21 protein-coding genes and 1 pseudogene are annotated in these 18,478 nt (G+C 62.6%); 17 read left to right on the forward strand and 5 right to left on the reverse strand.

Annotated elements, in window-relative coordinates:
• The first annotated feature begins 1 nt into the window (after nucleotide 1).
• Both recO and parC read left to right on the forward strand, forming a co-directional pair.
• On the forward strand, nucleotides 2-730 hold the full coding sequence (recO, locus tag EO136_RS01475) for a DNA repair protein RecO (RefSeq protein WP_127142701.1): 729 nt from the start codon (nucleotides 2-4) through the stop codon (nucleotides 728-730).
• Nucleotides 731-761: 31 nt separating this feature from the next.
• On the forward strand, nucleotides 762-3,023 hold the full coding sequence (gene parC / locus EO136_RS01480; RefSeq protein WP_127142702.1) for a DNA topoisomerase IV subunit A: 2,262 nt from the start codon (nucleotides 762-764) through the stop codon (nucleotides 3,021-3,023).
• A 96-nt stretch (nucleotides 3,024-3,119) separates the two neighbouring features.
• Here parC and EO136_RS01485 read toward each other — a convergent pair whose 3' ends face one another.
• The 4 genes from EO136_RS01485 to hemB form a co-directional block, all read right to left on the reverse strand.
• Nucleotides 3,120-4,115: an endonuclease/exonuclease/phosphatase family protein gene (locus tag EO136_RS01485; RefSeq protein WP_164730388.1), complete on the reverse strand. Its 996-nt coding sequence runs from the start codon at nucleotides 4,113-4,115 to the stop codon at nucleotides 3,120-3,122.
• A 24-nt stretch (nucleotides 4,116-4,139) separates the two neighbouring features.
• A complete protein-coding gene (locus tag EO136_RS01490; protein WP_127142704.1) occupies nucleotides 4,140-4,892 on the reverse strand; it encodes an arginyltransferase in 753 nt (250 codons plus the stop codon).
• A 106-nt stretch (nucleotides 4,893-4,998) separates the two neighbouring features.
• Nucleotides 4,999-5,565 (reverse strand): RDD family protein, encoded by a 567-nt coding sequence (locus EO136_RS01495; protein ID WP_127142705.1) that lies wholly within the window; start codon nucleotides 5,563-5,565, stop codon nucleotides 4,999-5,001.
• 24 nt (nucleotides 5,566-5,589) lie between these two features.
• Nucleotides 5,590-6,576, reverse strand: coding sequence for a porphobilinogen synthase (gene hemB, locus EO136_RS01500; protein WP_127142781.1), 987 nt, complete (start codon nucleotides 6,574-6,576; stop codon nucleotides 5,590-5,592).
• A gap of 142 nt (nucleotides 6,577-6,718) precedes the next feature.
• Between hemB and EO136_RS01505 the strand changes: the two genes are divergently transcribed.
• The 10 genes and pseudogenes from EO136_RS01505 to nusB all read left to right on the forward strand — a co-directional run bounded on the left by EO136_RS01505 (nucleotide 6,719) and on the right by nusB (nucleotide 14,228).
• A complete protein-coding gene (locus EO136_RS01505) occupies nucleotides 6,719-7,108 on the forward strand; it encodes a DUF6163 family protein (RefSeq protein WP_127142706.1) in 390 nt (129 codons plus the stop codon).
• A 272-nt stretch (nucleotides 7,109-7,380) separates the two neighbouring features.
• Nucleotides 7,381-7,890, forward strand: a complete 510-nt coding sequence (ldtR, locus tag EO136_RS01510) for a transcriptional regulator LdtR (RefSeq protein WP_127142707.1) — start codon at nucleotides 7,381-7,383, stop codon at nucleotides 7,888-7,890.
• A 246-nt stretch (nucleotides 7,891-8,136) separates the two neighbouring features.
• Nucleotides 8,137-9,399: a L,D-transpeptidase family protein gene (locus EO136_RS01515; protein ID WP_127142708.1), complete on the forward strand. Its 1,263-nt coding sequence runs from the start codon at nucleotides 8,137-8,139 to the stop codon at nucleotides 9,397-9,399.
• A 20-nt stretch (nucleotides 9,400-9,419) separates the two neighbouring features.
• Nucleotides 9,420-9,629, forward strand: a complete 210-nt coding sequence (locus EO136_RS01520; protein ID WP_127142709.1) for a DUF6898 family protein — start codon at nucleotides 9,420-9,422, stop codon at nucleotides 9,627-9,629.
• 137 nt (nucleotides 9,630-9,766) lie between these two features.
• Nucleotides 9,767-11,065, forward strand: coding sequence for a serine hydroxymethyltransferase (gene glyA, locus EO136_RS01525; RefSeq protein WP_281280365.1), 1,299 nt, complete (start codon nucleotides 9,767-9,769; stop codon nucleotides 11,063-11,065).
• Between the two features lie 12 nt (nucleotides 11,066-11,077).
• Nucleotides 11,078-11,566 (forward strand): transcriptional regulator NrdR, encoded by a 489-nt coding sequence (nrdR, locus tag EO136_RS01530; protein WP_127142710.1) that lies wholly within the window; start codon nucleotides 11,078-11,080, stop codon nucleotides 11,564-11,566.
• Nucleotides 11,563-12,654 carry a bifunctional diaminohydroxyphosphoribosylaminopyrimidine deaminase/5-amino-6-(5-phosphoribosylamino)uracil reductase RibD gene (gene ribD, locus EO136_RS01535; RefSeq protein WP_127142711.1) on the forward strand — a complete coding sequence of 364 codons (1,092 nt, stop codon included), beginning with the start codon at nucleotides 11,563-11,565 and terminating at the stop codon, nucleotides 12,652-12,654. Before nrdR ends, ribD begins: the two co-directional genes overlap by 4 nt.
• Before the next feature lie 6 nt (nucleotides 12,655-12,660).
• Nucleotides 12,661-13,269 (forward strand): annotated as a pseudogene (locus tag EO136_RS18775) (riboflavin synthase); the annotation flags it as partial.
• 9 nt (nucleotides 13,270-13,278) lie between these two features.
• Nucleotides 13,279-13,752: a 6,7-dimethyl-8-ribityllumazine synthase gene (locus EO136_RS18795; RefSeq protein ID WP_246018237.1), complete on the forward strand. Its 474-nt coding sequence runs from the start codon at nucleotides 13,279-13,281 to the stop codon at nucleotides 13,750-13,752.
• Nucleotides 13,749-14,228: a transcription antitermination factor NusB gene (gene nusB, locus EO136_RS01545; RefSeq protein ID WP_127142712.1), complete on the forward strand. Its 480-nt coding sequence runs from the start codon at nucleotides 13,749-13,751 to the stop codon at nucleotides 14,226-14,228. The genes EO136_RS18795 and nusB overlap by 4 nt, the downstream gene beginning before the upstream one ends.
• 46 nt (nucleotides 14,229-14,274) lie before the next feature.
• On the opposite strand, the gene EO136_RS01550 is transcribed toward nusB, so the two are convergent.
• Nucleotides 14,275-14,721 (reverse strand): outer membrane protein assembly factor BamE, encoded by a 447-nt coding sequence (locus EO136_RS01550; RefSeq protein ID WP_164730391.1) that lies wholly within the window; start codon nucleotides 14,719-14,721, stop codon nucleotides 14,275-14,277.
• A 150-nt stretch (nucleotides 14,722-14,871) separates the two neighbouring features.
• Between EO136_RS01550 and EO136_RS01555 the strand changes: the two genes are divergently transcribed.
• From EO136_RS01555 to EO136_RS01575, 5 genes are all read left to right on the forward strand, one after another.
• Entirely contained in the window at nucleotides 14,872-15,402 is a 531-nt protein-coding gene (locus tag EO136_RS01555; RefSeq protein ID WP_127142714.1) for a ubiquinol-cytochrome C chaperone family protein, read from the forward strand.
• Nucleotides 15,399-15,947 (forward strand): YceD family protein, encoded by a 549-nt coding sequence (locus EO136_RS01560; protein WP_127142715.1) that lies wholly within the window; start codon nucleotides 15,399-15,401, stop codon nucleotides 15,945-15,947. Before EO136_RS01555 ends, EO136_RS01560 begins: the two co-directional genes overlap by 4 nt.
• A 74-nt stretch (nucleotides 15,948-16,021) precedes the next feature.
• A complete protein-coding gene (gene plsX, locus EO136_RS01565; protein ID WP_127142716.1) occupies nucleotides 16,022-17,089 on the forward strand; it encodes a phosphate acyltransferase PlsX in 1,068 nt (355 codons plus the stop codon).
• Nucleotides 17,086-18,063 carry a beta-ketoacyl-ACP synthase III gene (locus EO136_RS01570; RefSeq protein ID WP_127142717.1) on the forward strand — a complete coding sequence of 326 codons (978 nt, stop codon included), beginning with the start codon at nucleotides 17,086-17,088 and terminating at the stop codon, nucleotides 18,061-18,063. The genes plsX and EO136_RS01570 overlap by 4 nt, the downstream gene beginning before the upstream one ends.
• Nucleotides 18,064-18,143: 80 nt before the next feature.
• Nucleotides 18,144-18,455, forward strand: a complete 312-nt coding sequence (locus tag EO136_RS01575) for an integration host factor subunit alpha (RefSeq protein ID WP_127142718.1) — start codon at nucleotides 18,144-18,146, stop codon at nucleotides 18,453-18,455.
• Nucleotides 18,456-18,478: the final 23 nt, after the last annotated feature.

The following is an 18,478-nucleotide window of genomic DNA, read 5'->3' on the forward strand; positions in this document are numbered from 1 at the left end:
CATGGAATGGACCGGCGAGGGGCTCATCATCGGGGTCCGCCGGCACGGTGAGTCCAGCCTTATCGTGGAGGCGATGGTCCCCGGACGCGGGCGGTGCCTGGGGCTGGTGCGCGGCGGGCGGACCCGCAAGCAGTCCGCGTTCCTCCAGCCGGGAAATTCCGCACAGCTCGTCTGGCGGGCGCGGCTCGAAGATCATCTGGGTCAGTTCACCGTGGAAGTCACGCGGGCGCGGGCCGCGGAGATCATCGCCGACCGGCCCCGGCTTTATCTCAGTCAGTTGCTCTCGGACCATCTCAGACTGTTGCCGGAACGCGATCCTCACGACGGCTTGCTCGGTCAGGTGATCGACCTCATGGAACGGGAGCGCTCCGAGCCCGATCTCGGCGCTGCGTTGGCACGCTTTGAGCTCTACCTTCTCGAAGAGCTCGGGTTCGGGCTCGATCTTTACTCCTGCGCGGCCACGGGTGTTGACACCGACCTCACACATGTTTCACCCAAGTCCGGGCGCGCGGTTTCGGCCGAGGCGGCTCAACCCTATCTCGACAGACTTCTGCGGCTGCCTGCCTTTCTGATCGACGATGTGGAGCCGGGCGCCGATGATCTGGCTGCCGCATTCGCCTTGACGGGGCATTTCCTCGATAGGCACGTCTGGACGCCCCGTCAGATCGAGCCGCCGCCGACCCGGGACTGGCTGATATCCAGACTGTCGGGCACTCTAGCCCACACATGATTCGCTGAACGCAACCACGAGCACGCACACCATGGCCGACATCATCGATCCCCCTGCGGGAAGTGAGCGTATCGTCGATCTCAAGCAGGCGCTCGAGGAACGATATCTCTCCTACGCGATCTCGACGATTACCCAGCGGGCATTGCCCGACGCGCGCGACGGGCTCAAGCCGGTTCACCGGCGCATCTTGCATGCCATGCGTCTGCTCAAGCTCGACCCGGGACAGGGCTACAAGAAGTCAGCCCGTATCGTGGGCGACGTGATCGGCAAGTTCCACCCCCATGGTGATCAGTCGGTTTACGATGCGCTGGTGCGGCTCGCGCAGGATTTCGCCGTGCGCTATCCGCTCGTTGACGGGCAGGGCAATTTCGGCTCGGTCGATGGCGATGGCGCGGCCGCCATGCGCTACACCGAAAGCCGAATGACGGAAGTTGCTTCACGCCTGCTCGAGGGGATCGGTGAGGACGCGGTCGACTTCCGAAAGACCTATGACGGGGAAGACGAGGAACCGATCGTCCTGCCGGCCAACTTTCCCAATCTGCTGGCAAATGGTTCAAGCGGTATTGCGGTCGGCATGGCCACCTCCATCCCGCCACACAACGTGTCGGAGATCTGCGACGCGGCGCTCCATCTGCTCGAAAACCCGACGGCGGTATCCAGCGACCTGATCCGCTTCATCCCTGGTCCTGACTTCCCGACCGGCGGTGTGCTGGTCAACGACCCGGCGGCCACCGAGCAGGCCTATACGACGGGCCGGGGCGGGTTCCGCGTGCGGGCCCGGTGGGACACCGAGGACAATGGCCGCGGCACCTACCAGATCGTGATCACCGAAATTCCCTATCAGGTCCAGAAGTCGCGCCTGATCGAGAAGATCGCCGAACTGATCTTTGCGCGCAGACTTCCGCTTCTCAAGGACGTGCGAGACGAGAGTGCAGAGGATATCCGGCTGGTTCTCGAGCCCAGGTCCCGGACCGTCGATCCGGTGCTGCTGATGGAGTCCATGTTCAAGCTCACGGATCTCGAAGCGCGGTTTCCGCTGAACCTGAACGTTCTGGACAACGGCTTGATTCCACGCGTGATGAACCTCAGCGAGGTCCTTCGGGCGTGGCTCGAGCATCGGAAGGTGGTGCTGGTCCGGCGCTCGCGGCACCGGCTGGGACAGATCGAGCACCGGCTGGAAGTGCTCGGCGGCTATCTCGTGGCCTATCTCAACCTCGATGAGGTGATCCGGATCATCCGTGAGGAGGACGAGCCGAAGGCCGAACTGATCAGCCGGTTCAACCTGACGGACGTTCAGGCAGAAGCGGTCCTGAACATGAGGCTGCGGTCTTTGCGCAAGCTCGAGGAAATCGAGATCCGCACCGAACACGACAAGCTCAGCGCCGAAAAACAGCAGATCGAGACGCTGCTGGGCTCGGAAAAGCGTCAATGGGGCGAGATCCGGAAACAGGTGGAAGTCCTGCGGGCCTCTTATCCCAAGCTCGCCGCTGACGGCAGCCGCCACCCGGTGGGTGGGCGTCGCACCACCTTCGCCGATGCCCCCGACACCGACATTGCCGATATCGAGACCGCGATGATCGAGCGCGAGCCGATCACGATCATTCTTTCCGAGAAGGGTTGGATTCGTGCGCTCAAGGGCCACAGCAACGACCTGTCGACCCTGGCCTTCAAGGCCGATGATCGGTTCAAGCTGGCTCTCCAGTGCGAAACGACCGACAAGCTGCTCATGCTTTCCACTGACGGACGTGTCTATACACTGGGCGCCGACAAGCTTCCGGGGGGGCGCGGCCATGGCGACCCGGTCCGCATCATGGTCGAGATCGAGGAGGGGCGCGATATCGTGGACCTGTTCATCTATCGGCCAGGCCAGAGGCGGCTTCTGGCGTCCGACGCCGGCAATGGCTTCCTCGTTGCCCAGGACGATCTGGTGGCCAACACCCGAAAGGGCAAGCAGGCCCTCAACGTCTCGGGCAAGGTGGAGGCGCGTATATCGGTGCCGGCAGAGGGCGATATGGTCGCCGTCATCGGTCAGAACCGAAAGCTTTTGGTGTTCCCGATCGACCAGGTCCCGCAGATGACGCGCGGCAAGGGCGTGCGGCTGCAAAAGTACAAGGACGGCGGTATTTCCGATGCCCGGGTGTTCAGTTCCGAGACAGGGCTGACCTGGACCGACAGTTCGGGACGCAACTTCACCAAATCCATGGGTGACCTGACCGAATGGCTCGGTGAACGGGCGCAGGCTGGCCGTCAGCCCCCTCCAGGATTCCCACGCAACAACCGGTTTTCGGGATAGAGCGCTTCCTGCTCCGGTGGCAGAGAAACTGAAACGTTCAGGAAGTTGTGTTGAGGCGTTTTTGCGAGGCCGGCAGCTTTGGCTTGACGGCGCGCGTCAGCTCGCAGGCACCGAGAAGGTGACGACGATGGGCAGGTGATCGCTGGCTGAGGGGGCAGCAGTGTCGATCGAATGAACCGACAGGCCGCCCCGGGTCAGCACGTGGTCGATCGGCAGGATGGGCAGTGCCGGCCGCCAGGCACCGAGATAATGCCAGAGCGCGGGAAAGGTCGGACGGTTGTAGGTGTGCCGCCTGAGGCCCGCGGTATCGACGAAGCCGCGCAGCGCATAAGACCAGGGGGTGGAGTTGAAATCCCCCACCATGATGATCGGGTCCGGCGTGCCCACCAGCGCATCGGCCAGTGCGGCGAACTGGGCCGTCTGGCGCGTGATCGGCGCGGGCCAGTCATTGTGGGTGGTGGCCAGCGAAAAAGCCCGGGAGGCCTCGGGATCGAACCGCACCATGATCCGCGCGGTCCGGTCCGTGCTGACGGCGCTGGCCGAGCAGGCATCCTGGGAGAGCGGCTCGAACGCCAGCTTGGAATAAAGCCCGACAAAGGCGCGCTGGCCCCCGACGCAATACTGGAAGTGGTCGAAGCGCTCGGTCAGCTCTGTGTGGATCGCGCGCCGAACCTGGGGGCTGTATTCCTGCAGAGCGACGATATCCGGATCGATGGTATCCAGTGTATCGAGGATCAGCTCAGGCCTTTCGTTCCGACCGAAGACATTGAAGGTGACCAGCCGGTAGACCGTGGAGTCCGGTGTCTGCTCATCCATGCCTGCGTTCCATCCGCGAACGGCCTCCGGGATGTAGATCATCGAGGAGGCCACCACGCCTGTGGCAGCAATCGTTAGGACGAGCGCGCGCCAGGGCTCGGCGCGGATCATGAGGGCGGACAACACCAGAACCGCGATCAGCCCCGAGAGCAGCAGTGGCTGAAGGTGGTTGAAGAGGTCGAGCACGGGGTGCACGAAGCCCAGCGCAGCGGCGACCGCAAAGCCCGCCAGCAGAGCGCATCCTGCAACCCAAGCTGCGCGTAAAGCAACGATCATGAGAGACATGAACCCGCGCACGACCTAGCTGTCGTTTCCCTGCCGATCGACAGACAGGCGACGCCATCCCTGCGCCCCGCGCTGGACTTCCAATGGCTGGAACGAGGCCTTGTAGGCCATCTTGCGGGAGCTCTCGACCCAATAGCCCAGGTAAAGGCGCCGCCCGGGCATCGCGCGTGCGCGCTCGATGTGGTCGAGGATCATCATGGTGCCGAGGCCACGGGCGGGCATGGACGGGTCAAAGAAGCTGTATACCATGGACAGCCCGTCTCCCATGACGTCGGTAAGCGCGACGGCGACCAGCCGGCCCGAGTCTTCGCCCGACGAAAACCTGTACTCTACGAGGATGGAGTCGACCGGTGTATCCTCGACCATGAACTCATAGTCCAAGTAGCTCATCTGGGACATTCCGCCCCCGTCATGCCGGGCCGCCAGATAGCGCTGGAACAGCTCATACTGTTCGGCGGTAACGATGGGTGTGCAGGACTGCGAGGCAATGTCGCTGTTTTGCCTGAGGTTCCGGCGGTGACGCTTGGCAGGCACGAACTGATCGGTGACCACGCGCACGGACTGGCAGGCATCGCAATCCACGCAGGCAGGGCGATAGATGAGGTTCTGGCTGCGCCTGAAGCCGTGATCGGACAGCAGCCCGTGCAGAGCACCGGCCCGCCGTCCGCTGAGATGGGTGAACAGCTTTCGCTCCTGCCGGTTCTCGAGATAGGGGCAGGGTGTAGGCGCTGTCAGATAGAACTGAGCACTTTCGGGCGTGTGATCCATTGTCGACCTTTTGGGGTCCCTCCGACCGCGACCCTTGCTGCAATCTAGACCTCGACGAAACGACCCGCAACAGCGGCCATAGGCGAGGTCGACATTTGGGGGCGGATCAAGCCTCGATGGTCGGGCCCGTTCCTGCTGCCCACCGCCGCTCCATGGGCGAACGTCGCACCATGAGTACGCCTGCCACGAAATCGTGAAGCAGCTGGCGGCGGCTAGTGAACAAGCCCAGCAGCAGCACGAAAGGAGTGAGCAAAGAACACGAGACCCAAAACAGCACAACGTGGATCATCGCCATCCAGCCATTGAGCGGCGTGTCCCGGGTCGGGGTGAGCACGATATCCATCGCGCGCATGCCGAAGGTTGCGCGAGACGAAGAGCCCAGGGTCAGCGCGTAATAGAGCACCAGCATAAGCGGGCCGACCAGAGGAAAGGTCAGCCACGCAAGGCCCAGGGTGAGGATTCCAAGGATAGCGGCGGCGATGAGTCCGGCAACCGTCAAGGCCCCCACAATCACGCAGTCGATGATGAAAGCAAAGACCCTCCGCGAGAGGATGCTCTCAAAGAGCGCGGGGGAGTCAGCGGGGGTAGGGAGGTTGTCCCGCATCGTGCGCCCAAAAAAATCGCTTGCCATTGTGTGATCCTTGTAACTTTCGGCAACAGATTGGATTTTCATGCCGCCGATGCAAGGCCAACGGGGTTACCGATTGAGCTCGCGGGCCATCTCCAGCGCGAAATAGGTGAGGATGCCCGAGCATCCGGCGCGCTTGAAAGCCATAAGGCTCTCAGCCATCGCCTTTTCCCGGTCGATGGCGCCGGCGGCCCCAGCAAAGCTGATCATCGCATACTCGCCGGAGACCTGGTAAGCAAAGACCGGCACATCGAAGCGGTCCTTGGCCATCCGGCAGATGTCGAGATAAGGCATGCCGGGCTTGACCATGATCCAGTCCGCACCTTCAGCGATGTCCTGCTCGATCTCGCGCACGGCATCTTCGTGGTTGGCCGGATCCATCTGATAGCTCAGCTTGTCGCCGCGCAACCGGGCGCCCGAGCCGACTGCCTCGCGAAACGGCCCGTAGAATGCGGACGCGTACTTGGCGGCGTAGGACATGATGATCGTCTTCTCGAAGCCTTCGTCGTCGAGGACTTCCCGGATGGCGGCAACGCGCCCGTCCATCATGTCCGAGGGCGCGATGATGTCGGCACCCGACTGGGCCTGGACCAGCGCCTGCCGCGTCAGGATATCGACGGTTTCGTCGTTGAGGATTTCCTCGCCGGCCATGACGCCATCATGGCCGTGGGTGGTGTAAGGGTCGAGCGCCACGTCGGCCACGAGCCCGATCTCCGGCACGGCCTCCTTGATAGCCGAGAGCGTCCGGCACACCAGATTGTCGCGATTGGTGGCCTCTGACCCATCTTCGGTGCGTCGGGCCGGATCGGTGTTGGGAAAGAGCGCGAGTGCGGGAATGCCTTCGGCACGGGCCTCGCGCGCCGCGGCGACGGCCAGATCGATCGTGAGCCTGTCCACGCCCGGCATGGAGGCGACCGGCTGTCGCTCATTTGTGCCCTCGATCACAAAGATCGGCCAGATGAAGTCCGAGGGCGACAGCTGGGTTTCACGGACAAGCGCGCGGCTCCAGCCGGCCATGCGCGGACGGCGCAGCCGGCGTCCGGCGAGGAAGCTCATGTCATGCTTTGTGTGTGGTCCGGTCAATATTGGTCTCCGATCAGCTTTGCCATCGTCTCTACCAGCACTGGCCCGATCAAGCCAACGGGTCTTGTCGGCACCGGCCAAATCACTATAGCTCTTGGCGCAAGGGGGATCCGCCATGGATTTGCGCGCAGAACCGGCCGACAAGGGCGCACGGCTGCTGTCGTTAGCGAGCCTGCTTCTGGGCCTGGGGGATGCCATGAGCCTTCTGGGCGTGAGCACGGGCGGTGCCAGCCCGGTGACAGCGCTGGGCGCGTCCGGGTTCGCCATGCTCGCGGTTCTGTGCATTGCAAGACTCTTTGCCGCTGTGGGGCTGTGGATACAGTCGGTCTGGGGCGCGGTGATCTTTGGCGGATCGCTGCTGGCCGAAGTGGTGCTTTTCGTTGCCGCACCGTCACTGGTTGGGACGTCTTTGATCGGATTTATCTTCAAAGTTGCCCTCTTGCTGGCAACCATAGCCCTGCTGCTGTTTGCGCGCAGGGCGTCGGTCAGACGCGCCGGCGATTAACGCCCAATCCCATATCGAAGGGAGAATCGGAGCGTCGGCGAGGCTTGGCGCAAGCCCCGAGCGCGCATGGAAACCCGCGGTCAGCGCCGCGTTCACGGGCTGTAAAGGTTACAGAATTCGTACGCGTAGTAACGTCTCGAAAACCAAAAAAACCCAAGTTTTCCCGTAAGATAAAGTTAAGGCTGTCTCTTAAACCGTTCTTATGTGGGCGTGGCTAGATTGCCCATACAGACACGAAAAATCGTGCGAATTTTTACAGTGAGGCAAAACCGATGGCTAACAACACTTCCGCGGCGAGGGCAGGTTCATCTGAACGGCAAGACAGTTTGAAGCCGTTGTATCTCGAGGCAGTCTCGCGCGTTGAGCGGCTGCACCGGCGGTTGCTCGATCTGATCAAGGACGAGTTCGACCGCATGGGCTGGGACGATATCAATCCGGTGCAGGCACTGCTCATGTTCAATATCGGCGACAGCGAGCTAACGGCAGGCGAACTGCGCACTCGCGGCTACTACCTGGGCTCCAACGTCTCGTACAACCTCAAGAAGCTGGTTGATATGGGCTACATCTTCCAGGAGCGCTCCAAGACCGATCGCCGGTCGGTGCGCATCCGTCTGACGCCCAAGGGTGAGGAAGTCGCGGAAGTGATCGACGAACTTTACGATCGCCACCTCAACTCAATCGAGAAGGTCGGCGGGCTCGGCGAATCAGAGTTCTCGGGGCTCAACACCGCGCTGTCGCGACTGGAGCGGTTCTGGGTCGACCAGATTCTCTACAAGCTCTGATACCCTCGGCTGTTGCACGTACGCCACATCGACTTGGAAACGCCGGGCGCTCGTCCGGCGTTTCTTATTTGCGCCGCAAATAATCTATAGCCGCTGGTGCATCTGGAAAGCAGCCGAGGGTGGAATCGGTCAAACCCTGTTGAAGGGGCGTTGAGACCGGCAAGCCATTGGTGCAAAAGGGACGGCAATAGATATATCTGCCGCCAATCCAGGTTCAGTTCGGTGACAAGAGGAATGTGTTAAACCATGGCCACGACCAACAGGCGTCATGCACTCAAGCTTCTTGCGGCTATGGCGGCGGGCGGAGCAGTCCTGCCTTCGGCGGCGCATGCGTCAATCTTCGGGTCGTTCGCGACCAGCCGTGTGCTGCGCGAGACCGATCGCGAAGCCAATTCCCGAATCGCCATGGAGGCGATTGGTGGCACCGACCCGATCATTTCGATCGATACCGAGTACAATCTCCAGCGCGTTGCTGAATACTATCAGCGGCTCGTCGCCAATGGTGGCTGGCCCGCGCTGGAGACCAACGTCTATGAGCTGCAGCTTGGCTCCAACACTCGGCCTGTGCGCGATCTTCGCACGTTCCTGATGTACACTGGCGACCTTGCGCAGGAGGAGGGCGTGTCCGATCTGTTCGACGCGCCCGTGGACGTGGCGGTCAAGGGGTTCCAGGCCCGCCACGGCTTGCAGATTACAGGGATCGTTGATGAGCCGACCTATTGGGCGATGTCGGTTCCCGCCGCCGAGCGGCTACGGCAACTCGAGCTCAATCTCCAGCGTGTGCGCGGTCTCGAGGGTCATCTAGAGGCCGACCGCTACGTCAACGTTAACATCCCGGCCGCAACCATCGAGGCGGTTGAGGCCGCGCAGGTTACGCGTCGGCATACGGCCGTGGTCGGCCGGATCGACCGTCAGACTCCGATCCTTCAGAGCCGGATTCATGAGATCAACTTCAATCCGTACTGGACCGTGCCCAAGTCGATCATCGAGCGCGATATCATCAAGCTGATGAACGACAATCCTAATTACCTCGCCGAGTACAACATCCGTATTCTCGACGGCAACGGGAACGAGATCCCGCCCGAGCAGATCGACTGGTCGACCAACGAGGCGGTCAATTACACGCTGCGTCAGGATCCCGGCTCCGAGAACTCGATGGGGCACGTCAAGATCAACTTCCACAATCCGCACGCCGTGTATCTGCACGATACCCCGCAGCGCGCGCTGTTCACTGAGTCGGCCCGCTTCCATTCCTCGGGCTGCGTGCGCGTTTCGGACGTGGATGCGTTCGTCGCCTGGATCCTGCGCGAGAACAACTACGACATCATTTCGGTCAACACCGCATTTGCATCAGGGGACCGTCAGGACGTGTCGGTGAGCAATCCGGTACCGATTCTCACGACCTATTTCACCGCCTGGGCGAACCGGAACGGTGTCGTGAGCTTCCGCGACGACGTCTATGATTTCGACGCCGAGGGTCGAGTGGACTTCCCCGAAATAATTTCCTGACTCCTTAGGGAGCCGCCCGCGTGACCACCTCATCGAGCGGCCCCCGAGAAGTTCTCTTCGAATTCAGGCCGATGGGTGCCCAGGTCCGGGTCGCAGCCATCGATTCGGCGTCCGGCGTGGAGGTGGTAATCATTGCCCCGGCGAGTTCGTCCCAGGCTCAGATGAAGACGGTTGCGCTGGCCAAGCTGCGCCGGCGTCTTGGCGCCGCCCCCGGTTCCGGCCAGCGCTAGCCTGGCCCTCAACCGGTGTGTCAGAAGCCCTATGGGAAGCGGCTCGGTGCGGCATCTTTGTTTTGGATTCGCGGGCAGGGCTGTGTTAAGCGAAGCGCGCTTCTTCACACGACAATCCCAACGGTCGAGGTCTGCCGATGAGCGCCACCGAAACAGCGATGTCCTTTCCGGGCTTTTTCACGCGCACGCTTGCCGAGGCTGACCCCGCGGTCGCAGCGGCCGTCGGTGACGAGCTCACGCGTCAGCGGACCGAAGTCGAGCTGATTGCGTCCGAGAACATCGTTTCCCGGGCAGTGCTCGAAGCGCAGGGGTCGGTGCTCACCAACAAATACGCTGAAGGCTATCCCGGCCGCCGCTACTATGGTGGGTGTCAGTTCGTCGACATCGCCGAAGAGCTGGCCATCGATCGCGCCAAGGAGCTTTTCGGGGCCGCGTTTGCCAACGTGCAGCCCAATTCTGGCTCCCAGGCCAACCAGGGCGCGTTCCAGGCGCTGGTCAAGCCGGGCGATACCATTTTGGGCATGAGCCTGGACGCTGGCGGTCACCTGACCCATGGTGCGCGCCCCAACCAGTCCGGCAAGTGGTTCAATGCCGTCCAGTACGGCGTGCGCAAGCAGGACGGTCTGGTCGATATGGATCAAGTCCGCTCGCTCGCCCTCGAGCATCGCCCCGCCATGATCGTAGCAGGCTTTTCGGCCTATTCGCGCGTGCTCGACTGGGCTGCGTTCCGCGAGATCGCCGATGAAGTGGGTGCCTATCTGCTGGTCGACATGGCCCATGTGGCCGGGCTCGTCGCCGCGGGCGTCTATCCCAATCCTGTCCCCCATGCCCATGTCTGCACGACGACAACGCACAAGACTCTGCGCGGGCCGCGCGGCGGAATGATCCTCACCAATGACGCGGACGTGGCCAAGAAAGTGAACTCGGCGATCTTCCCCGGCATCCAGGGCGGGCCGCTGATGCATGTGATCGCAGCCAAGGCGGTTGCGTTCGGCGAGGCGCTGACGCCCGAGTTCAAAGCTTATGCCAATCAGGTTGTCTCCAATGCCCGGACGCTGGCCGATGCCCTTGTCAGAGGCGGGGTGGATATCGTGACCGGTGGCACCGACAACCACTTGATGCTCGCCGATCTCCGGCCCAAGCAAGTGACGGGCAAGGCCGCCGAGGCGGCGCTGGAACGCGCGCACATCACGTGCAACAAGAATGCCGTTCCATTCGATCCGGAAAAGCCTGCGATCACCTCAGGCATTCGTGTCGGGACCCCGGCTGCGACGTCTCGCGGTTTTGCCGACAAGGAATTCCAGCTCGTGGGTGAGCTCATGGTCGAGGTGCTCGACGGGCTGGCCGCGAACGGGGAAGACGGCAACGGATCGGTCGAGGCGGACGTCAAGGGCCGGGTCATGGAATTGACCAGGGCGTTCCCCATCTACAGCTAGCAAGGCAGGGTCATGCGCTGCCCCTATTGCGGAAATGACGAAACCCAGGTCAAGGACTCCCGTCCGACCGAAGATTCGAATGCAATCCGCCGCCGCCGCATCTGCATCGGCTGCGGCGGGCGCTTCACTACGTTCGAGCGGGTGCAGCTGCGCGACCTGACGGTGGTCAAGAAGTCTGGCCGCAAGGTGCCCTTCGACCGCGAGAAGCTCTCGCGCTCGGTGACCACCGCGTTGCGCAAGCGCCAGGTCGATCCAGAGGTTGCCGAGCGCATGATCTCGGGCGTGGTCCGGCAGCTCGAAAGCCTGGGCGATGTGGAAGTCACGTCCGAGCAAATCGGTGAGTATGTTATGGACGGGCTCAAGGAGCTCGATGACGTCGCGTTCGTGCGCTTCGCCTCCGTTTACAAGAATTTCTCGAGTGCAGACGACTTCCAGTCGTTTCTCACCGATCTTGTCGAGGCGGAAACCGCAGCTGAGCGCGATCCCGAAGGCGAGGCGTGACAGCCATCGGCAGGCAGGACCTGCGCTGGTTGGATGCAGCCGCGCGTCTCGCCATGCCCTACAGGGGCACGACGGCAGAAAATCCCACCGTGGGTGCGATTGTCGTGGCGCAGGGCAGGGTGGTGGGCCGGGGCGTCACAGCGCCAGGCGGACGCCCGCATGCCGAAGTCTTGGCGCTTGAATTGGCAGGCGAGGCGGCGCGGGGCGCCACACTTTATGTCACGCTTGAGCCCTGCGCTCACTGGGGGCGGACGCCCCCCTGCGCGGACGCGACGATCGCCGCGGGCGTCGCGCGTGTGGTCTGCGGCGCCAAGGACCCCGACCCCCGGACCGCCGGCACCAGCATCGCAAGAATGCGCGACGCCGGGCTGATCGTGGATGTCGGAGTGGCCCTCCCCAGCGTCGAAACACTTCATGAGGGATTCTTTTCACGTATGCGGCGTGGACGTCCCTTCGTTTCGGTCAAGCTGGCGGTCTCACCTGACGGCTATATCGGCCGGCCCGACGCGCCCAATGTCCCGATCACCGGGGAGGCTGCGCGCGCATGGACGCATATGCAAAGGGCCATGGCCGACGCCGTGGCCGTGGGCGGAATAACGGCGCGCACGGACAATCCCAGGCTCTCTGTGCGACTGGCCGGGCTAAAGGACAGGCAGCCGCTTCGCGTCGTGTTCTCAGGGCGCCATGAGCTGCCTGCCAACCTGAATCTGTTTGCGAAAAATGCTCCGCAAGAGACTGTGGTCATTGCAGACTCTGCGCCCCCCCCTGCGGCTGATGATGGGATTGCGGTGCTTGCCGTGCGCGGCACCGATGGGCGGCCCGGACTGCGCGAGGCGCTCGGCGCCCTGGCCAGAATGGGGGTGTCTTCGGTTCTTGTGGAGGGCGGCGCGGCGCTGGCCGGTGCGCTGCTCGAGGAGGGACTCGTCGACCGCTACCATCTGCTCGAGGGGGCCGTTGCCATCGGCGCAGGCGGTGTACGCGCGACTGTTCACTCGTCATTGCCGGAGCGTTTGCGCGAGCTGGGTCTTTCCGAGGTTGATCGGGTCGAGCTTGGGTGCGATAGACTGCGCACCTTCGAATGGGCTTGAGCCTTCATGTTTACTGGAATCATCACCGATATCGGCATCCTCGATCGGGTCGAGGACGACCCTGAAGGGCGTCGGCTGCGCATCGCGACAGCCTATGACCCCGCGGGCATAGACCTCGGCGCGTCGATCATGTGCGAGGGCATCTGCCTCACCGTGACCCACAAGGGCCGCCAAGGCAACAAACGCTGGTTCGACGTTTACGCGGCGCGGGAAACCCTTGCCGTCACTGCGATCGGGTCCTGGCGCGAGGGCCGGCGGATCAATCTCGAGCGGTCGCTGGCCGTCGGTGCCGAACTCGGTGGCCATATCGTCACCGGGCACATCGATGGGCTCGCCACTATTGTCGAGCGCACGGAGATCGGAGACCAGATCACCTTCGGTCTGGAGGCGCCAACCGAGCTTGCCCGTTTTGTCGCGCGCAAGGGCAGCGTCGCGCTCAACGGCACCTCGCTCACCGTCAATTCCACTGAAGGCTCCCGCTTCAGCGTGCATCTCATTCCCCATACCCTGTCGGCCACCAACTGGACCGACTATCACGTGGGAGACAGCGTCAACCTGGAAGTCGACGTCATGGCGCGCTATGCAGCGCGCCTGCTCGAAAGCCAATCACACGGAAACGATACGATGACCACCGACACTGCCGACGAGCGCACGAGAATACTGATTGTGGAGGCGCGCTTTTATGACGACCTCGCTGACGCCCAGCTTGCCGGCGCCAAGGCCGCGCTCGAAGCGGCAGGCGCGCGGGTAGACGTCGTCACCGTTCCCGGCGCGCTCGAAATCCCTGCAGCGATCGCATTCGCGATCGAGGCCGGTCGTGAAGGCACGCGCACGCGGTACGATGGCTACGTCGCGCTTGGATGCGTCATTCGCGGTGAGACCACCCACTACGAGATCGTGTCAAACGAGTCGGCACGGGCGCTGATGGACCTCGCCGTCAACCAGCGGGTCGCGCTGGGCAATGGCATTCTGACGGTCGAGAACGAAGATCAGGCATGGCGGCGTGCGAGGGCAAGCGAGCTGGACAAGGGCGGGGACGCAGCCCGCGCCGCGCTGGCGATGATCGCGCTCAAGCGCAAGACGGAGGCCGGCAAATGAGCGACGGCGATGATACCGGGGTCAAGCCTGCCAATCAGCGTGGATCGGCGCGGCTCGCAGCCGTTCAGGCGCTCTACCAGATGGATGTCGGCGAAATCTCGCTGGAGGAGACGCTGTCCCAGTTCGAGCGGTTCCGGTTGGGTCAGGAGATCGAGGGCGACGAGTACCTTCCCGCGGATGCGGACTATTTCCGGCACATAGTCCGGGGTGTGGTCTCACACCAGCTCGCGCTGGATCCCATAATCGACAATACGCTACAGCAGGGCTGGCCGATCTCACGAATCGACGCGACCCTACGCGCGCTTCTGCGCGCCGGGGTGTTCGAGCTGACCCGCCGCAAGGACATTCCGTTCAAGGTTGTGATCCGCGAATATGTGGATGTGGCCAAGGCCTTCTACGAGGACGATGCGCCGCGCATGGTCAACGGAGTGCTGGACGCCGTCGCCAAGAAGTACTCGGAAGGGTACGGGGCCTGACAGGCGATCGGGCCGGAGCGCATCCGGCCCGTCATAACTTTCTCGATCAGATAGAATTGAGCAGCGACTGGATAAACGACTGGTCCTGCCCGAAGGACGGCGTGCGGCGCTGTTCGATGGCGAAGACGCGCCCATCCTGCAGCGAATAGACCGCCGTATCCGCAACGCGGTTGTTGGAGTCGAAATACACCGCGAGAACGGTGCGCTCACGCGAGGTCGTGAGGCCGAAAGCCGTCTGCTGCACGCGGGTCTCGACATAATACCAGGCAGTTTCGCTGTCGAAGACGCTGGTCGTCTGCGGCGAGCCGAGCACCACACGAACGAGATCCTGGCTGGAGCCGGGTCGGACTTGCTGGATCGCATCCTGGGGTATGACGTACCCTTGGGTCCGGGTCGAGACGACGCCGGTGCTGGCGCATGCGCTCAAGGCAAGGCCGAGTGCGGCTGCAGTCACTATCGGGGCGAGGCGGGCAAGTGCGGTACGCGCAGTCATCGAATTGACTTTCCTCATGGCTCTCGACTATAGCCTCGCGCAACGCGCCGAGGACGTCGGTGTTGTTTAGCCGTCCGAGGACGGTTCTGGCAAGCGACCAATCCAAATGCAACCGCTTGCACCCGGATTTCCAACAAGGCGTATTTCGAAATGATCCTGCGTTTCTTTCGCTCGACCAAATCCGACGACGCTCTTTACGCCGTTTACAGCGCCATTGTGGCGCAATCCCGGCTTCCTGTGTTCTATGAGGCATGGGGTGTGCCCGACACGGTGACCGGCCGTTTCGACATGATCTCACTGCACACGGCGATGGTCTTTCGAAGGCTGCGCTCGCCGGATACGCGCACGCGTGATTTCGCCCAGGGCCTCTTCGACGTCTTTTTCAAGGATATGGACCGGGCCCTGCGCGAGATGGGGGTAGGGGATCTCTCGGTCGGCAAGAAAATCGAGAAGATGGGCAGTCTTTTCTATGGGACGCTGACCGCCCTTAACGATGCGCTCGATGCGCCCGATCCGATGCCCGGGCTGCGGGCGGTCATCGCACGCAACTTCCACGACGGGGAACAGCGCCCGCATCTGGACGCTTTCGCAACATACATCGTAGCGTGCGACCGCGAACTTGCGACCCAGGATGTCGAGGCCATCAAGGCTGGCACCATAGCTTTCAGAGAGGCCAAATGACTGGCGATGCCGATCACATCGATCTCGATGCGAGCATGCGGTTGGACAAGGTTACACCGACCGGACGCACGGAAACGATAGGCACGGACGAGCAACAGCGCGAGCTGCTGGCCAGGCGCTATGGAGTGACCAAGGTCGGCGCTTTCAGCGCCCGCGTCACGCTGACCCGGTTTCGGGGCGGCTATCGTGCACAGGGCGTTGTCGAGGGCTGGGTTGTGCAGCCCTGCGTGGTGACTGCAGAGCCAGTGACCCAGGATATCTCCGAGCCAATCGACAGGGTGTTTCTTCCTGGGGCTCCTCCCTCCGAGGATGTCTCGAGCGGCGCCGAGGTCTTCGTCAATCTCGAGCGCGATGACCTTCCGGACTATTTCGAGGGCGACGAGATTGATCTGGGCGAACTCGTCATGGAGGTATTCGCGATGGCGGTCGACCTTTACCCCAGGCTGCCCGGCGCCGAGTTGCCCGGTGAGGTCCTAGGCGACGATCCCGCCGAGCTGTCTCCGTTCGCTGTTCTGAAAAACCTGCGTGACGACAAGGGCAATTGAGTTTGCACGGTTGGGTGCATTGAGTATGGTGCGGCAACCGCCGGCAGGGAGACCGCGGGTAACAAAGGCGAGCAATGAGTGGGACTATAACAATCTCCGTGGACGCGATGGGCGGAGACAACGCGCCACATGCGCCGATAGAAGCCGCCCGGCTGCTTCTGCGTGAGCGGCCGGACGTCAGGTTCATCTTCCACGGGCGCAAGGCGGATGTTGCGCCGTTGATCGAGGCGCGCCCGGACCTCGCCGCAGTCAGCACCATCAAGCACGCCGATGTCGTGATCACCATGGACGACAAGCCCAGCCAGGCGCTGCGCAAGGGCCGGGACACGTCCTCGATGTGGTCCGCTATCCAGGCGGTCAAGGATGGCGATGCGCACGTCGCGATATCTGGCGGCAATACCGGCGCGCTGATGGCCATGTCCACGTTCTGCCTCCGGCCCATGGAGGGTATAGCCCGTCCCGCCATCGCGGCGATCTGGCCGACGCTCAAATCGGACATCATCGTTCTGGACGTCGGCGCCACCATCGGTGCGGACGCCGAACTCCTTGTCGACTTCTCGATCCTTGGCGCTGCGCTGGCCAAGGCGCTGTTCGACATGAACAGCCCGACCGTGGGCCTGCTCAATGTCGGTGTCGAGGAGGCCAAGGGCAATGAATCGGTCAAGGACGCCGCCAAGATTCTTTCGGAAACGCGCGGCGCCGGGTTCACCTATCACGGGTTTGTCGAGGGCGACGATCTGGGCAAGGGCACCGTAGATGTCGTTGTGACAGAGGGTTTTACCGGCAATATTGCGCTCAAGACCGCTGAGGGTACGGCGCGGCAGGTCGGAACCTATCTGCGCAACGCGCTCATGGCGGGGTTCCTGTCCCGCGTCGGTGCGCTCCTTGCCCGCGGGGCTCTTTCGGCGCTTCGCAGCAAGATGGACCCTCGAACCGTCAACGGCGGCGTGTTCCTCGGACTTAATGGCGTCGTTATCAAGAGCCATGGTGGCACCGACGAGGTCGGGTACAAGAGTGCTCTGGGGCTCGCGTACGACATGGCGCGCAACGATGTGCTGGGCAAGATCGGCGATGGTATCGCCAAGCTCAAGCCGTTGAAGGGTGCCGAACACCAACACCAAGAGGAGACTCCCTCGGCGTGAGCAGAATTCAGTCCCAGGTCCGCGGAACGGGCGGTTACCTCCCCGAACGCATTCTGACCAATGACGAGCTCTCCAAGTTCGTCGACACATCCGACGAGTGGATTGTCCAGCGCACCGGTATCACCCAGCGCCATATTGCGGCTCAAGGCGAGCTGACTTCGGATCTGGCGCTCAAGGCGTCCCAGAACGCGCTCGAGAACGCAGGGCTTACACCGGAAGATATCGACCTGATCGTCGTCGCGACGACCACGCCTGACCGGACGTTTCCCGCGACCGCTGCAATCCTGCAGAATAAGTTGGGCATGCGCCACGGCGTAGCCTTTGACATCCAGGCGGTCTGCTCGGGATTCGTGTTCGGGGTCGCGACGGCCGATAGCTATATCCGCAGCGGCATGGCGCGGCGTGCACTCGTCGTGGGCGCCGAGACGGCATCGCGCATCCTCGACTGGTCCGATCGCACGACCTGCGTCCTTTTCGGCGATGGCGCCGGCGCAATGATTCTGGAAGCGACCGAAGTCGCCGATGATGCTCCGGAAAAAGGCGTGCTGGCCTGCAGCCTGCGCACCGATGGCGGGCATTGGGACAAGCTCTATGTCGATGGCGGCGTCTCCTCGACGCGCAGCATCGGTCACCTTCGGATGGAGGGCAGGGAAGTTTTCAAGCACGCAGTGGGCATGATTTCGGACGTCGTCGAGGATGTGCTGGAAAAGTCGGGCAAGACGACCGGGGATCTCGACTGGTTCGTGCCTCATCAGGCCAATCGCCGGATCATCGATGGAGCGGGCAGGAAGCTGGGCGTGCCGGAAGCCAAGGTCATCGTGACCGTGGATCGACATGCCAACACGTCGGCAGCCTCTGTGCCGCTTGCCCTCGCGGAAGCATCTGCGGACGGTCGGATCAAATCGGGTCAACTGGTGATGATCGAAGCCATGGGCGGTGGCTTTACGTGGGGCGCGTGCCTGCTGAGGTGGTAGGCGTTGACCCCGCCCCATTGGGGGCGTTAAGTATTTGAAAGTCCGGGGTAGCGCGTGCCCGGAACGTTGAGGGGTATGCAATGGCGGGAAAAACGGTCACCCGTGCGGACCTGGCGGAGACGGTCTATCAGTCCGTCGGCCTGTCACGCACCGAATCGGCCGATCTGGTGGAGCGCGTTCTTCAGATCATGGCCGACTCAATTGCCACCGGAGACAATGTGAAATTGTCATCCTTCGGCTCGTTCCAGGTCCGATCGAAGAATGAGCGGGTCGGGCGAAATCCCAAAACCGGCGAGGAAGTGCCAATCCTGCCGCGTCGGGTGCTTGTGTTTAAGCCATCCAACGTCTTGAAAAGCAAAATCAACAAATCTATGGTTGGGTCTGGAAAATAGACACTTTTTGACCGGAGCCAGCG

It is taken from the genome of Pelagibacterium montanilacus, assembly GCF_003992665.1.
In the GTDB taxonomy this organism is placed as follows: Bacteria; Pseudomonadota; Alphaproteobacteria; order Rhizobiales; family Devosiaceae; genus Pelagibacterium; species Pelagibacterium montanilacus.

What these genes read in the sequence shown, in the direction of transcription:
- recO (WP_127142701.1), top strand. Translation starts at nt 2, where the DNA reads ATGGAATGGACCGGCGAGGGGCTCATCATCGGGGTCCGCCGGCACGGT.
- parC (WP_127142702.1), top strand. Translation starts at nt 762, where the DNA reads ATGGCCGACATCATCGATCCCCCTGCGGGAAGTGAGCGTATCGTCGAT.
- EO136_RS01485 (WP_164730388.1), bottom strand. Translation starts at nt 4,115, where the DNA reads ATGATCGTTGCTTTACGCGCAGCTTGGGTTGCAGGATGCGCTCTGCTG.
- EO136_RS01490 (WP_127142704.1), bottom strand. Translation starts at nt 4,892, where the DNA reads ATGGATCACACGCCCGAAAGTGCTCAGTTCTATCTGACAGCGCCTACA.
- EO136_RS01495 (WP_127142705.1), bottom strand. Translation starts at nt 5,565, where the DNA reads ATGAAAATCCAATCTGTTGCCGAAAGTTACAAGGATCACACAATGGCA.
- hemB (WP_127142781.1), bottom strand. Translation starts at nt 6,576, where the DNA reads ATGAGCTTCCTCGCCGGACGCCGGCTGCGCCGTCCGCGCATGGCCGGC.
- EO136_RS01505 (WP_127142706.1), top strand. Translation starts at nt 6,719, where the DNA reads ATGGATTTGCGCGCAGAACCGGCCGACAAGGGCGCACGGCTGCTGTCG.
- ldtR (WP_127142707.1), top strand. Translation starts at nt 7,381, where the DNA reads ATGGCTAACAACACTTCCGCGGCGAGGGCAGGTTCATCTGAACGGCAA.
- EO136_RS01515 (WP_127142708.1), top strand. Translation starts at nt 8,137, where the DNA reads ATGGCCACGACCAACAGGCGTCATGCACTCAAGCTTCTTGCGGCTATG.
- glyA (WP_281280365.1), top strand. Translation starts at nt 9,767, where the DNA reads ATGAGCGCCACCGAAACAGCGATGTCCTTTCCGGGCTTTTTCACGCGC.
- nrdR (WP_127142710.1), top strand. Translation starts at nt 11,078, where the DNA reads ATGCGCTGCCCCTATTGCGGAAATGACGAAACCCAGGTCAAGGACTCC.
- EO136_RS18795 (WP_246018237.1), top strand. Translation starts at nt 13,279, where the DNA reads ATGACCACCGACACTGCCGACGAGCGCACGAGAATACTGATTGTGGAG.
- nusB (WP_127142712.1), top strand. Translation starts at nt 13,749, where the DNA reads ATGAGCGACGGCGATGATACCGGGGTCAAGCCTGCCAATCAGCGTGGA.
- EO136_RS01550 (WP_164730391.1), bottom strand. Translation starts at nt 14,721, where the DNA reads ATGACTGCGCGTACCGCACTTGCCCGCCTCGCCCCGATAGTGACTGCA.
- EO136_RS01555 (WP_127142714.1), top strand. Translation starts at nt 14,872, where the DNA reads ATGATCCTGCGTTTCTTTCGCTCGACCAAATCCGACGACGCTCTTTAC.
- EO136_RS01560 (WP_127142715.1), top strand. Translation starts at nt 15,399, where the DNA reads ATGACTGGCGATGCCGATCACATCGATCTCGATGCGAGCATGCGGTTG.
- plsX (WP_127142716.1), top strand. Translation starts at nt 16,022, where the DNA reads ATGAGTGGGACTATAACAATCTCCGTGGACGCGATGGGCGGAGACAAC.
- EO136_RS01575 (WP_127142718.1), top strand. Translation starts at nt 18,144, where the DNA reads ATGGCGGGAAAAACGGTCACCCGTGCGGACCTGGCGGAGACGGTCTAT.